This is a genomic window from Pseudomonas fluorescens, assembly GCF_041354075.1.
GTDB classification, from domain to species: domain Bacteria; phylum Pseudomonadota; class Gammaproteobacteria; order Pseudomonadales; family Pseudomonadaceae; genus Aquipseudomonas; species Aquipseudomonas fluorescens_CE.
Map to the genome: position 1 here is coordinate 121,330 of NZ_JARZGC010000004.1, position 14,940 is coordinate 136,269.

A 14,940-nucleotide genomic window follows, 5' to 3' on the forward strand; every position below is an offset into this window, starting at 1 on the left:
GGTGCTCGGCAAAAATTCGACAAAAAAAATGCCCCGCATCAATCAATGCGGGGCATTTTCGCTCGAGCATGCCCGTCGCGACAGAAGTCAGCGCTTAAGCCAGCGCTTCCTCGCGCTTGCCCAGCAGGCGGTCGCAAGCAACGGCGACCACCAGGGTCATGACCGACGGCACCAGCCACGCCAGCCCCTGCTCGCTCAGCGGCAGGTGAGCCAGTTGGGTCGGCATCCAGTCCGCCAGGCCCGCGCCTTTGAGCGCATCGACCAGACCGAAAAGGAACGACACCAGCATGACCGGGCCCACAATGCGCCGCTGCTCATGCCAGAAGTCCTTGCAGAAGCTCAGAGCGACCAGTGCGATGCACGGCGGATAGATCGCGGTCAGCACCGGGATCGAGAACGCAATCAGCTTGGTGAGGCCCAGGTTGGACACCAGCAGGGAAAACGCCGCCAGGATGACGACCAGGGTCTTGTAGGACAGCGGCAGTACGCGACTGAAGTATTCGGCGCAGGCGCAGGTCAGGCCGACGGCGGTCACCAGGCACGCCAACGAGATCAACACCGCGAGGAAACCACTGCCCAGCGAACCGAAGGTGTGCTGCACATAGGCGTGCAATACGGCCGCGCCATTGGTCGCACCGGCCGCCACTTCATGGCTGCCCGAACCGAGACGGAACAGGCTGACGTACACCAGTGCCAGGCCGACACCGGCGATCAGGCCGGCAATCACTGCGTAGCGAGTGATCAAAACGGGGGACTCGACGCCACGGGAGCGGATGGCATTGACGATGACAATGCCGAACACCAGCGCACCCAGGGTATCCATGGTCAGGTAGCCATTGATGAACCCCTGGGAAAACGGCGCCGCCACATACTCCGGCGTGGCCACGCCGATGTCACCGGCGGGCAACGCAAACGCGGCGATGCCAAGAATGGCCAAGGCAATGATCTTCAGAGGCGCGAGGAAACGCCCGACGGTGTCCAGCAGGCGGCCCGGGTAGAGCGAAATGAAGAACACCAGCAGGAAGTACACAGCGCTATAGAGGAACAGGGCCAGCGGGCTCTCGCCGGTCAGCGGCGCCAGACCGACTTCAAAGGACACGGTGGCGGTGCGGGGCGTCGCGAACAGCGGCCCCACCGCGAGGTAGCAGGCTGCGGCGAGCAACCCACCGGCGATCTTGCCGATCGGGCTGCTCAGCGCGTCCATGGCCCCACCGACCTTGGCCAGGGCGACAACGGTGATCACCGGTAGCCCGACGGCGGTGATCAGAAAGCCCAGCGCCGCCATCCAGACATGAGGCCCGGACTGCAAACCGACGATAGGTGGGAAGATGATATTGCCAGCCCCGACGAACAGGGCAAATGTCATGAAACCAAGCGCCAGGATGTCCTGGCCTTTCAACACTTTCATTAAGGAAACCACACTACTGAATCGGAATTTAGAGAGGGATTTCCCTATGGGTGAGGGAAATGCTGTCGATCCGTTTAGGGCCGACCCGGTTGGCGTGAGCATGCCTTGTGGGCTTCACGCGAAAAAATCGCGGCTAGACTAACGAATCTGGCAGAAAAACGCACTGTTAGAGGGCAAACATTCTGATCTGCGACATCTTTGTGTCGCGTTTTAGTATGAAATTGTGTTTCGATCAAAAGTCCGCCATCGCGAGCAGGCTCGCTCCCACAATAGATTCGGGTACACAGTTCCACTGTGGGAGCGGGCCTGCTCGCGATGAGATCAACAAAAAAATAAAACCTGTAGAACGACAAAGGCCACCCGAAGGTGGCCTTTGTTTGGTGAAGCGTCAGCGAAGCACGAGGCTTACTTGACTTCCCAACCAGTCAGCTCGGCCAGGGCCTTGCCGATGTCTGCCAGCGAGCGCACGGTTTTTACGCCTGCGTCTTGCAGAGCAGCGAACTTCTCGTCTGCAGTGCCTTTGCCGCCAGAGATGATTGCGCCAGCATGGCCCATGCGCTTGCCCGGAGGAGCAGTCACACCAGCGATGTAGGAAACAACCGGCTTGGTCACGTGAGCCTTGATGTAGGCAGCCGCTTCTTCTTCAGCCGAACCGCCGATCTCGCCGATCATGACGATCGCTTCGGTCTTAGGGTCTTCCTGGAACAGCTTCAGGATGTCGATGAAGTTAGAACCCGGGATCGGGTCACCGCCGATGCCGACGCAAGTCGACTGACCGAAACCGGCGTCAGTGGTCTGCTTCACAGCTTCGTAGGTCAGGGTGCCGGAACGGGAAACGATACCGACCTTGCCTGGCAAGTGAATGTGACCTGGCATGATGCCGATCTTGCATTCGCCTGGAGTGATCACGCCTGGGCAGTTAGGGCCGATCAGGGTAACACCCAGCTCGTCGCACTTAACTTTCGCGTCCAGCATGTCCAGGGTAGGAATGCCTTCGGTGATGCAGACGATCAGCTTGATGCCGCCGAAAGCCGCTTCCAGGATCGAGTCCTTGCAGAAAGGAGCCGGAACGTAGATCACGCTGGCGGTGGCGCCAGTGGCCGCTACGGCGTCTTTCACGGTGTTGAACACTGGCAGACCCAGGTGCTCGGTGCCGCCTTTGCCTGGAGTCACGCCGCCCACCATCTGGGTGCCGTACTCGATGGCTTGCTGGGTGTGGAAGCTACCTTGCGAACCGGTAATACCCTGGCAGATAACTTTGGTGTCTTTATTGATCAGGACGCTCATTACTTGCCCTCCGCAGCTTTAACGACTTGTTGAGCAGCGTCGGTCAGGCTGGTAGCAGCGATGATGTTCAAACCGCTTTCTGCCAGTACTTTAGCGCCCAGTTCAGCGTTGTTGCCTTCAAGACGAACAACAACCGGGATTTTCACGCCGACTTCTTTCACTGCACCGATGATGCCTTCGGCAATCATGTCGCAACGAACGATGCCGCCGAAGATGTTAACCAGTACTGCAGCGACGTTGGTGTCGGACAGAATGATCTTGAATGCTTCGGTAACGCGTTCTTTGGTAGCACCGCCGCCCACGTCGAGGAAGTTGGCTGGCTTGCCGCCATGCAGGTTGACGATGTCCATGGTACCCATGGCCAGGCCAGCACCGTTGACCATGCAACCGATGTTGCCTTCCAGCGCTACGTAGTTCAGTTCGAACTTGGCAGCGTGCGCTTCGCGCGGATCGTCCTGGGACGGATCGTGGAAAGTCTTCAGCTTCGGCTGACGGTACATGGCGTTGGCGTCGATGTTGATCTTGGCGTCCAGGCAGTGCAGATCGCCGTCAGCCTTGATCACCAGCGGGTTCACTTCCAGCAGGGCCAGATCGTGATCCTGGAACAGTTTGGCCAGACCTACGAAGATCTTGGCGAACTGGGCAACTTGCTTGCCTTCCAGACCCAGTTGGAATGCCAGCTCGCGACCCTGGAATGGCTGTGCGCCAACCAGTGGATCGATAGTGGCTTTCAGAATTTTTTCTGGAGTGTCGTGAGCGATTTTTTCGATGTCCACGCCACCTTCGGTGGAAGCCATGAACACGATGCGACGGCTCGAACGGTCAACGACAGCGCCCAGGTACAGCTCTTTAGCGATATCAGTGCACGATTCAACCAGGATCTTGGTGACAGGCTGACCATTTGCGTCAGTCTGGTAAGTCACCAGACGCTTGCCCAGCCACTGCTGTGCGAAGGCTTTGGCGTCTTCTTTGTTGCGAACCAGCTTGACGCCGCCCGCTTTACCGCGACCACCGGCGTGAACCTGGGCTTTGACAACCCACTCGCTGCCACCGATTTTGTCGCAAGCTTCTGCTGCTGCTTCCGGGGTGTCTACCGCGTAACCGGTGGATACTGGCAGGCCGTACTCAGCGAACAGCTGCTTACCCTGATACTCGTGAAGATTCATGCTTATTACCGTCTTCGTTAGGTACTGCGCATTCGGTGCTGCACTCGATCGAGTGCCGCACCACCTGTGACTGCTGCTTGCGTAGCCGGGCTACGCAAGACTGCGTCCAGCGGATATTCCGCGGTGAGTCTTGCACGCAAGGCTCACGACGGGCCAAACCGCCGTGGTTTCTTATTGTTCCTTCGCTTAACGCTTCTTGCGGTTGGCAATGTGGATGGCGCCGCCATTCACCGCCAAAGCTGCTTCGTGCAAGGCTTCGGACAGGGTCGGATGGGAGAAAACCATCATGCCCAGGTCTTCAGCGCTGGTGCCGAATTCCATCGCGATCGCGCCTTGCTGAACCAGTTCTGCAGCGCTTGGGCCAATCACGTGGACGCCCAATACGCGGTCAGTCTTGGCATCGGCGATGACCTTGACGAAACCACCGGTATCGTTGGCGGCCATGGCGCGGCCGGAGGCTGCGAACGGGAAGCTGCCGACGTTAACGTCTACGCCTTCAGCTTTCAAGGCCTGTTCGGTTTTACCGACCCATGCGATTTCCGGGTGAGTATAAATAACCGAAGGGATCAGGTCATAGTTCATCTGGGCCTTGTGGCCCTTGATGCGCTCGACAACCATGATGCCCTCTTCCGAGGCCTTGTGCGCCAGCATCATGCCGCGAACCACGTCACCGATGGCGAAAACGCCCGGTACGCTGGTCGCGCAGTGGTCGTCGACGAACACGAAACCACGCTCGTCAATGTTCACACCGCTGTCGGCAGCCAACAGATCAGTGGTCACTGGACGGCGACCAACGGCTACGATCAGCTTGTCGAAGGTGATGGTCTGTTCGCCGTTGGAATCGGTGTAGTTCACCACGACTTCGTCGCCGTTCACTTTCGAACCGGTCACGCGAGCGCCCAGTTTGATGTCCAGACCCTGTTTGGTCAGGGTTTTCAGCGCTTCCTTGGAAACGGCGGTGTCCGCAGCCATCAGGAAGGTGTCCAGGGCTTCCAGGACAGTCACTTCTGCACCCAGACGCGACCATACCGAACCCAGCTCCAGGCCGATGACGCCGGCGCCGATCACGCCCAGGCGCTTCGGCACGGTCTGGAATTCCAGGGCGCCGGTGGAGTCAACGATGACTTTCTGGTCAACAGGCGCTGGCGGAATGTCGATCGGACGGGAGCCGGAGGCCAGGATCACGTTCTCGGCTTCGATGACTTCAACCGAACCGTCAGGCTTGGTGACTTCGACTTTCTTGCCGGCCAGCAGCTTGCCGTGGCCCTGGATCGAAGTCACGCCATTGGCCTTGAACAGGGTGGCAACACCGCCGGTCAGGTTCTTGACGATACCGGCCTTGCGGCCAACCATCGCAGCGACGTCCATCTTGACTTCGCCAGTGGAGATGCCGTGGACATTGAAGCTTTCTTTCGCTTCCTTGTACTTCCACGAGCTGTCCAGCAGCGCCTTGGATGGAATGCAGCCGACGTTCAGGCAGGTGCCGCCCAGGGCCAGTTTGCCCTCGCCATCGGTGTATTTCTCGATGCAGGCAGTGGAGAGACCCAACTGCGCGGCCTTGATGGCGGCCACGTAGCCGCCAGGGCCCGCACCGATCACTACTACGTCAAATTTCTGCGACATTCAAAAATTCCTCTTTAGCGAAAAGCTTCAAGCCACAGGCTGCAAGCCAGGCTGCCGCTTCAGGCAGCTTCAGGCTTGCAGCCCGTGGCTGCTTCTATCAGATATCCAGCAACAGACGAGCCGGATCTTCGAGCAGGTTCTTGATGGTCACCAGGAAGGTTACAGCTTCTTTGCCATCGATCAGACGGTGATCGTAGGACAGTGCCAGGTACATCATCGGACGGATAACGACCTGGCCGTTGATTGCCATAGGACGCTGGATGATGTTGTGCATGCCCAGAATCGCAGCCTGCGGCGGGTTGACGATCGGAGTCGACATCATCGAACCGAAGGTACCACCGTTGGTGATGGTGAATGTGCCACCGGTCATTTCGTCCATCGACAGCTTGCCGTCGCGGGCTTTCTTGCCGAAAGTCGCGATGCCGCCTTCGATTTCAGCCAGGCTCATCAGCTCGGCGTTACGCAGAACCGGAACCACCAGGCCACGGTCGCTGGACACGGCAACACCGATGTCGGCGTAACCGTGATAAACGATGTCGCCACCGTCGATCGAAGCGTTCACAGCCGGGAAGCGTTTCAGCGCTTCGGTGGCCGCTTTCACGAAGAACGACATGAAGCCCAGGCGCACGCCATTGTGGGACTTCTCGAACAGGTCCTTGTACTTCGAACGCAGGGCCATGACTTCGGTCATGTCGACTTCGTTGAAAGTGGTCAGCATCGCCATGTTCGACTGTGCTTCTACCAGGCGCTTGGCCACGGTGGCACGAACGCGGGTCATCGGTACGCGCTTCTCGATGCGATCGCCTGCAGCGAACACCGGAGCAGCGGCCGCAGGTGCAGCAGCCTTGGCAGGCGCAGCGGCCGGAGCGGCCTTCTTCGCGGCAACAGCAGCGACCACGTCTTCCTTGGTCACGCGACCGCCTTTGCCGGTACCGGTAACGGAAGCGATGGCGATGCCGTTTTCTTCAGCCAGCTTGCGAGCAGCTGGTGCAGCAACAGGATCGTCTTCGCCTTCGCCAGCCGGGGCAGCGGCCTGCGCGGCGGCCGGGGCAGCAGCGGCTGCAGGAGCAGCGGCGGCAGCGCCACCTTCCACGATCGAGCCCAGCACTTCGTCGGACAGAACGGTGTCGCCTTCGTTCTTGACGATAGCGCCCAGCACGCCGTCAGCAGTCGCCAACACTTCCAGCACAACCTTGTCGGTTTCGATGTCGACGATCAGGTCGTCGCGCTTGACCGCATCGCCCGGTTGCTTGTGCCAGGTGGCAACGGTGCCATCGGCAACCGATTCCGGGAAAGTGGGGGCTTTGATCTCGATAGCCATTATCTGTGGTTCCTTAAATTCGGTTTCAGGTGCGCGAAGGCGTTAAACAGTAAAGGCGTCTTGCAGCAGTTTTTCCTGCTGCTCGGCGTGCATCGATGCGTAACCGCATGCGGGTGCAGCAGAAGCCTCACGGCCCGCGTACTCGAGTACGAGAGACTGGTTGAGGTTGCTGATGCTGCGACGCATGTGGTGTTGGCTGCAGTACCACGCACCCTGGTTCATCGGCTCTTCCTGGCACCAGACGGCATGCTTGACGTTGGTGTAAGGAGCCAGGACTTCTTTCAAGTCGTCCTCAGGGAATGGGTACAGCTGCTCGATACGCACGATGGCGATGTCGTCACGGCCTTCGGCACGGCGTTTTTCCAGCAGGTCGTAGTAGACCTTGCCGCTACACAGAACAACGCGCTCGACCTTGTTCGGATCAATGGCATCGATTTCCGGGATAACGGTCTGGAACGAGCCTTCGGCCAGGTCTTCCAGGGTCGAGATGGCCAGCTTGTGGCGCAGCAACGACTTCGGCGTCAGCACGATCAATGGCTTGCGCAGCGGGCGAATCACCTGACGGCGCAGCAAGTGGTAGATCTGAGCCGGCGTGGTCGGTACGGCCACCTGAATGTTGTGCTCGGCACACAATTGCAGGTAACGCTCCAGACGAGCCGAGGAGTGCTCCGGCCCCTGACCTTCATAACCGTGCGGAAGCAGCATGGTCAGACCGCACAGACGGCCCCACTTGTGCTCGCCACTGGTGATGAACTGGTCGATGACCACCTGGGCACCGTTGGCGAAGTCGCCGAACTGGGCTTCCCAGATCACCAGCGCATCCGGCGTGGTGGTCGAGTAACCGTATTCGAAGGCCAGTACCGCTTCTTCCGACAGGTACGAGTCGTACATCTCGAAACGCGGCTGACCGTCGTACAGGTTCTTCAACGGTACGTAGGTGCTGGCATCTTTCTGGTTGTGCAGAACAGCGTGACGGTGCGAGAACGTACCGCGACCGATGTCCTGACCCGTCATGCGGATCGGGTGACCTTCGAACGACAGGGTGGCGTACGCCATGGTTTCGGCGAAACCCCAGTTGATCGGCAGGCCACCGGCTTGCATCTTCTGACGGTCTTCGTAGATCTTCGCCACCTGGCGCTGAACCACGAAGCCTTCCGGAATTTCCAGCAGCTTGGCGGACAGTTCCTGCAAGGTCTTGAGGTCGAAGCGCGTGTCGTGACGTGCAGTCCAGGCGTGGCCCAGGTATGGACGCCAGTCCACGAACAGCTCTTTGTTCGGTTCCTTGACCAGGCTTTTCACTACGTGCAGACCGTTGTCCAGCGCGTTGCGGTATTCGTCGACTTTCGCCTGAACACGCTCTGCGTCCAGTACACCGGCCTGGGTCAGACTTTCGGCATACAGTTCACGAGTAGTGCGCTGCTTGGTGATCTGCTGGTACATCAGCGGCTGGGTGCCGCTTGGCTCGTCGGCCTCGTTGTGGCCGCGACGACGGTAGCAGACCAGGTCGATCACCACGTCACGCTTGAACTGCATGCGGTAATCGATGGCCAACTGGGTCACGAACAATACGGCTTCCGGATCATCACCATTCACATGGAGGATCGGCGCCTGGATCATTTTCGCAACGTCGGTCGCGTACTCGGTGGAACGCGAGTCCAGCGGGTTGCTGATGGTGAAACCAACCTGGTTGTTGATCACGATGTGCACAGTGCCGCCGGTCTTGAAACCGCGGGTCTGGGACATCTGGAAGGTTTCCATCACCACGCCCTGGCCTGCGAAGGCCGCGTCGCCGTGGATGGAGATCGGCAGTACCTTCTCGCCGGTAGGGTCGTTACGACGATCCTGACGGGCACGAACCGAGCCTTCGACCACCGGAGAAACGATTTCCAGGTGGGACGGGTTGAACGCCATCGCCAGGTGGACTTCACCACCGGTGGTCATGACGTTGGACGAGAAGCCCTGGTGATACTTGACGTCACCGGAACCCAGCTCGACCTTCTTCTTGCCTTCGAACTCGTCGAACAGCTCGCGCGGGTTCTTGCCGAAGGTGTTGACCAGCACGTTCAGACGACCACGGTGGGCCATGCCGATGACGATTTCCTTGGTGCCGTAGGAACCGGAACGCTGGATCAGTTCGTCGAGCATCGGAATCAGGCTCTCGCCGCCTTCCAGACCGAAACGCTTGGTGCCCGGGTATTTGGTGCCCAGGTATTTTTCCAGGCCTTCACCGGCGGTGACACGCTCAAGCAGGTGGCTCTTGATGTCCGCGGAGTACGTCGGACGGCCACGCACGCTTTCCAGACGTTGCTGGAACCACTGGCGCTGCTCGGAATCGGTGATGTGCGTGAATTCAGCGCCGATGGTGCGGCAATATGTCTGCTGCAACGCTTCGTGAATTTCGCGTAGGCTCGCCTCCTCTTTGCCGATGAACAGGTCGCCGGCACGGAAGGTCGTATCAAGATCGGCATTGGTCAAGCCGTAGTGATTGATCGACAGGTCTGCTGGTGCAGGACGCTGCCACAGCCCCAGCGGGTCAAGCTGGGCTGCCTGGTGGCCACGCATACGGTAGGCCTGGATCAATCGCAGCACTTCAACTTGCTTCTTCTCGTGCTCACTGCTCACGCTCCCGGCGGAAACCGGTTGGGCGCGGCGCTGGTTCTTTGCCAGCAAGACGAAATGATCGCGAATTGTCGAGTGCGAAACATCGGTGGCAGAGTTGCCTTCGGTCGGCAACTTCTGAAAGTAGGTGCGCCACTCTTCTGGCACAGCGTTAGGGTCGTGCAGGTAGAGCTCATAAAGCTCTTCCACATAGGCAGCGTTACCTCCGGAAAGGTAGGCGCTGTTCCACATGCGCTGCATCACGCTTTCTTGCATGCTTGGTCACCCTCGGTTAGGGGAACACCACCGGCGTCGACACCGAGCAAACTTGCAGAAGTCCGAATGCAGCGACCAAAACAAGCCACCTAGGATCACGCTGATAGTCCGGGTACCAGCCCGGATGCCCCTGCTTGTCTCATTTCTTCAAAATAAGAGCCGCAGCCTTGCAAGCTGCTGCTCAGGTTAAAACTACGGCGCCGGTTGAAGCCTGCGCCGTAGCATCCACGGGTACAGCGGTACTGCTTTATACAGTGGCCGTTTTACAACGGCCGGGTTACAGCAGCTGAATCACACGCCGCTTTGCAGCAGCATGTTACGTACGTGACCGATGGCCTTAGTCGGGTTCAGGCCTTTCGGACAGACGTTGACGCAGTTCATGATCCCGCGGCAGCGGAATACGCTGAACGGGTCATCCAGCGAAGCCAGACGCTCGGCAGTCTTGGTGTCGCGGCTGTCTGCCAGGAAGCGATACGCTTGCAGCAGAGCGGCTGGACCCAGGAACTTGTCCGGGTTCCACCAGAAGGACGGGCAAGAGGTCGAGCAGCAGGCGCACAGGATGCACTCGTACAGACCGTCGAGCTTTTCACGCTCTTCAGGGGACTGCAGACGCTCGATGGCCGGAGCCGGCGTGTCGTTCTGCAGGTAAGGCTTAACCTTCTCGTATTGCTTGTAGAAGATGCTCATATCGACAACCAGGTCACGGATCACCGGCAAACCTGGCAGAGGACGAACGATCAACTTGTTGCCTTTAACAACGGCAGACAGCGGCGTGATGCAGGCCAGGCCGTTCTTGCCATTGATGTTCATGCCGTCGGAACCGCAAACGCCTTCACGGCAGGAACGACGGTAGGAAAAACCTTCGTCCTGCTCTTTGATCAGCGCGAGCACGTCCAGCACCATCAGGTCCTTACCACCGGTATCGACCTGGAATTCCTGCATGAACGGCGCAGCGTCCTGATCAGGGTTGTAGCGATAAACACTGACTTGCAACATGGCGGTCACCCTTAATAAGTCCGGACTTTAGGTTCGAAAGTCGGAACAGTCTTCGGCGAGAAGTTCACGGCACGCTTGGTCACGCGCTTGTCACCCGGGAAGTACAAGGTGTGGCACAGCCAGTTTTCGTCGTCACGGTCTTCGAAGTCTTCACGGGCGTGAGCACCGCGGGACTCTTTACGTACTTCGGCAGCGATGGCGGTAGCTTCAGCCACTTCCAGCAGGTTTTGCAGTTCCAGCGCTTCGATACGAGCGGTGTTGAACGCTTGCGACTTGTCGTTGATCTTGACGTTGGCAATGCGTTGACGCAGTTCGGCCAGCTGGGCGATACCCTTCTGCATGTATTCGCCGGTACGGAATACACCGAAGTAGTTCTGCATGCAGCTTTGCAGCTCGCGGCGCAGGGTGGCGACGTCTTCGCCATCGGTGCGCTCGTTCAGGGCGGACAGACGGGCCAGAGCAGCCTTGATGTTTTCTTCGGTGGCGTCGTCGTACTCGATACCGTCGGTCAGCGCCTTTTCCAGGTGCAGGCCGGCAGCACGGCCGAAGACCACCAGGTCGAGCAGCGAGTTGCCACCCAGGCGGTTGGCACCGTGAACCGATACGCAAGCCACTTCGCCTACTGCGAACAGGCCCGGGATAATGGCGTCGACGCCTTCGTCGGTCTGGGTGATCGCCTGGCCGTGAATGTTGGTGGCAACGCCGCCCATCATGTAGTGGCAGGTTGGAACGACCGGAACCGGCGCAACCACCGGGTCAACGTGAGCAAAGGTTTTCGACAGCTCGCAAATGCCTGGCAGACGGCTGTGCAACACTTCCTCGCCCAGGTGGTCGAGTTTGAGCATCACGTGGTCGCCATTAGGACCGCAACCGTTACCGGCGATGATTTCCTTGACCATCGAGCGGGCAACCACGTCACGTCCAGCCAGGTCTTTCGCGTTCGGAGCATAACGCTCCATGAAACGCTCGCCGTGCTTGTTGATCAGGTAACCACCTTCACCACGGCAACCTTCGGTCACCAGTACACCGGCGCCGGCGATACCGGTCGGGTGGAACTGCCACATTTCGATGTCTTGTACCGGCACGCCTGCACGCAGCGCCATGCCGACGCCGTCACCGGTGTTGATCAGGGCGTTGGTGGTCGAAGCGTAGATACGACCTGCACCGCCGGTCGCCAGCACGGTGGCTTTCGCACGGATGTAGGTGGTTTCGCCGGTTTCGATGCAGATGGCGATAACGCCGACGAACGCGCCGTCATTGTTCTTCACCAGATCGACAGCGTAGTACTCGTTCAGGAACGTGGTACCGGCTTTCAGGTTGCCCTGATAAAGGGTGTGCAGCAGCGCGTGACCGGTACGGTCGGATGCCGCGCAGGTACGGGCAGCCTGGCCGCCTTTGCCGTAGTCCTTGGACTGACCACCGAACGGACGCTGGTAGATACGGCCTTGCTCGGTACGCGAAAACGGCAGACCCATGTGGTCCAGCTCGAAAACGGCAGCCGGGCCTTCCTGACACATGTATTCGATAGCGTCCTGGTCACCGATGTAGTCGGAACCCTTGACGGTATCGTACATGTGCCAGCGCCAGTCATCGTTCGGATCCGCCGAGGCGATGGCGCAGGTGATGCCACCCTGAGCCGATACGGTGTGCGAACGGGTCGGGAAGACTTTGGTGATCACGGCAGTCTTGTGACCGCCCTGTGCCAGTTGCAGCGCAGCGCGCATGCCGGCACCGCCACCACCAATGATGATGGCGTCGAAAGAAATCGTTGGAATGTTAGCCATGACTCAGATACCCCAGAGAATCTGCACACCCCAGACGAAGTAAGCGAACATCGCAACGCCGCATACTGCCTGGAAAAGGAAACGTATTGCAGTCGCGGACTTGCCGAACGCCATTGGCGTCAGGTAGTCGGTCGCGATGGTCCACATGCCGACCCAGGCGTGAGCGCCGAGGGCAACGAGGGCCAGGAGACTGAAAATACGCATCCAGTTGCTGGCGAACAGTTCATGCCATTGGGCGTAGCCGATGCCAGGGTGGGCAACGACGTATCCGATCAGGAAAATGAAGTAAGCCGCGAGAACGACCGCCGACACACGTTGCGCCATCCAGTCATAGAGGCCCGAACGCGACAGGTTCGTGACGTTAGTTACCATATCCAAACTCCTGCCAGAACGATTACCACCACGGAAACGGCGATAACGATTTTCGAGCCCAGCTTGCCGCCTTCCAGCGTCTCACCGATGCCCATGTCCATGATCAAGTGGCGCACGCCGGCTACCAGGTGATACAGCAGAGCGGACAGGATGCCCCAAATCACTAGCTTGGCTAGCGGACTGGTCAGACACGCTTTCACCTCGCCGAAGCCTTCCTCGGAGCTCAGCGACTTGTCCAATGCATAGAGCATGATGGCAAGGCACACGAAGAGGATGACACCGGAAATACGGTGAAGAATGGACGTGTAAGCAGTGACTGGGAGTTTGATGGTCCTTAGGTCTAGGTTTACAGGTCGTTGGCTTTTCACGGCTTTTTTTTCACACTGAAGAGCCCCTAACAATCAGGGCAAAGTTGTTGGGGAGTGCACTGGTCAGGTAACCACCACCCAGGGAGGCGACCCCCAATAACGCAAGCCCAAAAGCCCTTGGCGGTCGGCTGCCGAGTATAGACAGTTAGGCTACTAATGACAACGCGTTCACCTTCCCCTAATAGCGGATTGCGCAAGTTGGATAAAAGGCGTAAATGGCAGTCAATTTCGAGGAAAAAGTACGGTTAAAGCCTTCTGGGGCAAGACTTTAGGCAAATTGACATTCGAATTTATCTCACTATAGTGGTGCGGGCCCTGCGTGGGGGGTCTGTCAGATGATTTCAAGCATAAATAGGAGGCCACATGGCTGACAAAAAAGCGCAGTTGATCATCGAGGGCGCAGCCCCCGTCGAGCTGCCCATTTTAACCGGCACCGTTGGTCCCGATGTTATCGACGTACGGGGCCTGACGGCCACGGGCCGTTTCACCTTTGACCCTGGTTTCATGTCGACCGCTTCCTGCGAGTCGAAGATCACCTACATCGACGGCGACAACGGCATCCTGCTGCACCGCGGCTACCCGATCGAACAACTGGCTGAAAAGTCGGACTACCTGGAAACCTGCTACCTGTTGCTCAACGGCGAGCTGCCGACCGCAGAACAGACGGCCCAGTTCGTCAGCACCGTCAAGAACCACACCATGGTTCACGAGCAGTTGAAGACGTTCTTCAACGGCTTCCGCCGCGACGCCCACCCGATGGCCGTCATGTGCGGCGTAGTCGGCGCCCTCTCCGCCTTCTACCACGACTCCCTGGACATCAATAACCCGCAGCATCGCGAGATCTCGGCGATCCGCCTGGTTGCCAAGATGCCGACCCTGGCAGCGATGGTTTACAAGTACTCCATGGGCCAGCCCATGATGTACCCGCGCAACGACCTGTCGTATGCAGAAAACTTCCTGCACATGATGTTCAACACCCCGTGCGAGATCAAACCGATCAGCCCGGTGCTCGCCAAGGCCATGGACCGGATCTTCATCCTCCATGCGGACCACGAGCAGAACGCTTCGACCTCCACCGTGCGCCTGGCAGGCTCTTCGGGTGCCAACCCGTTCGCCTGTATCGCCGCCGGCATCGCTGCACTGTGGGGCCCTGCCCACGGCGGTGCGAACGAAGCCGTGTTGACCATGCTCGATGAAATCGGCGATGTCTCGAACATCGACAAGTTCATCGCCAAGGCCAAGGACAAGAACGATCCGTTCAAGCTGATGGGCTTCGGTCACCGCGTTTACAAGAACCGCGACCCACGCGCCACGGTCATGAAGCAGACCTGCGACGAAGTGTTGAAGGAACTGGGCATCAACAACGATCCGCAACTCGAACTGGCCATGCGCCTGGAAGAGATCGCCCTGACCGACCCATACTTCATCGAGCGCTCGCTGTACCCGAACGTCGACTTCTACTCGGGGATCATCCTCAAGGCGATCGGCATCCCAACCAGCATGTTCACCGTGATCTTCGCCCTGGCGCGGACCGTCGGCTGGATCTCCCACTGGAAGGAAATGCTCTCCAGCCCATACAAGATTGGCCGTCCACGCCAGCTGTACACCGGCTACGAGTCGCGCGACATCACCAAGCTGGAAGACCGCAAGTAAGACCTGTCTTGCTGTACCGCGTTGAGTTGCACCCCAAACGGCCTCTATCTCGATAGAGGCCGTTTTTGTTTGCCCCTTTTGCCCCGCC

Annotated in this window: 11 protein-coding genes; 1 reads left to right on the forward strand and 10 read right to left on the reverse strand. The window is 58.9% G+C overall.

Annotation, left to right across the window (positions count from 1 at the left end; all coding sequences use genetic code 11):
* Nucleotides 1-94: 94 nt before the first annotated feature.
* The 10 genes from brnQ to sdhC all read right to left on the reverse strand — a co-directional run bounded on the left by brnQ (nt 95) and on the right by sdhC (nt 13,199).
* Complete coding sequence (brnQ, locus tag QIW53_RS06625; protein ID WP_371048843.1) at nt 95-1,408, reverse strand: branched-chain amino acid transport system II carrier protein; 1,314 nt, start codon at nt 1,406-1,408, stop codon at nt 95-97.
* 405 nt (nt 1,409-1,813) lie between these two features.
* Entirely contained in the window at nt 1,814-2,695 is an 882-nt protein-coding gene (gene sucD / locus QIW53_RS06630; RefSeq protein ID WP_371048844.1) for a succinate--CoA ligase subunit alpha, read from the reverse strand.
* Nucleotides 2,695-3,861, reverse strand: coding sequence for an ADP-forming succinate--CoA ligase subunit beta (gene sucC, locus QIW53_RS06635; protein ID WP_003223015.1), 1,167 nt, complete (start codon nt 3,859-3,861; stop codon nt 2,695-2,697). The genes sucD and sucC overlap by 1 nt, the downstream gene beginning before the upstream one ends.
* 186 nt (nt 3,862-4,047) lie before the next feature.
* Nucleotides 4,048-5,484 (reverse strand): dihydrolipoyl dehydrogenase, encoded by a 1,437-nt coding sequence (lpdA, locus tag QIW53_RS06640; protein ID WP_371048845.1) that lies wholly within the window; start codon nt 5,482-5,484, stop codon nt 4,048-4,050.
* A 97-nt stretch (nt 5,485-5,581) separates the two neighbouring features.
* Nucleotides 5,582-6,805 carry a 2-oxoglutarate dehydrogenase complex dihydrolipoyllysine-residue succinyltransferase gene (odhB, locus tag QIW53_RS06645; RefSeq protein ID WP_371048846.1) on the reverse strand — a complete coding sequence of 408 codons (1,224 nt, stop codon included), beginning with the start codon at nt 6,803-6,805 and terminating at the stop codon, nt 5,582-5,584.
* 42 nt (nt 6,806-6,847) lie between these two features.
* A complete protein-coding gene (locus tag QIW53_RS06650) occupies nt 6,848-9,679 on the reverse strand; it encodes a 2-oxoglutarate dehydrogenase E1 component (protein ID WP_371048847.1) in 2,832 nt (943 codons plus the stop codon).
* A gap of 291 nt (nt 9,680-9,970) precedes the next feature.
* Complete coding sequence (locus QIW53_RS06655; RefSeq protein WP_192302072.1) at nt 9,971-10,675, reverse strand: succinate dehydrogenase iron-sulfur subunit; 705 nt, start codon at nt 10,673-10,675, stop codon at nt 9,971-9,973.
* Nucleotides 10,676-10,686: 11 nt separating this feature from the next.
* On the reverse strand, nt 10,687-12,459 hold the full coding sequence (gene sdhA / locus QIW53_RS06660) for a succinate dehydrogenase flavoprotein subunit (RefSeq protein WP_371048848.1): 1,773 nt from the start codon (nt 12,457-12,459) through the stop codon (nt 10,687-10,689).
* Nucleotides 12,460-12,462: 3 nt separating this feature from the next.
* Nucleotides 12,463-12,831: a succinate dehydrogenase, hydrophobic membrane anchor protein gene (sdhD, locus tag QIW53_RS06665; RefSeq protein ID WP_027922414.1), complete on the reverse strand. Its 369-nt coding sequence runs from the start codon at nt 12,829-12,831 to the stop codon at nt 12,463-12,465.
* On the reverse strand, nt 12,825-13,199 hold the full coding sequence (gene sdhC / locus QIW53_RS06670; protein WP_042955706.1) for a succinate dehydrogenase, cytochrome b556 subunit: 375 nt from the start codon (nt 13,197-13,199) through the stop codon (nt 12,825-12,827). Before sdhC ends, sdhD begins: the two co-directional genes overlap by 7 nt.
* A gap of 363 nt (nt 13,200-13,562) precedes the next feature.
* Here sdhC and gltA point away from each other — a divergent pair, with 363 nt between their 5' ends.
* Nucleotides 13,563-14,852, forward strand: a complete 1,290-nt coding sequence (gene gltA, locus QIW53_RS06675; protein WP_371048849.1) for a citrate synthase — start codon at nt 13,563-13,565, stop codon at nt 14,850-14,852.
* Nucleotides 14,853-14,940 lie beyond the last annotated feature (88 nt).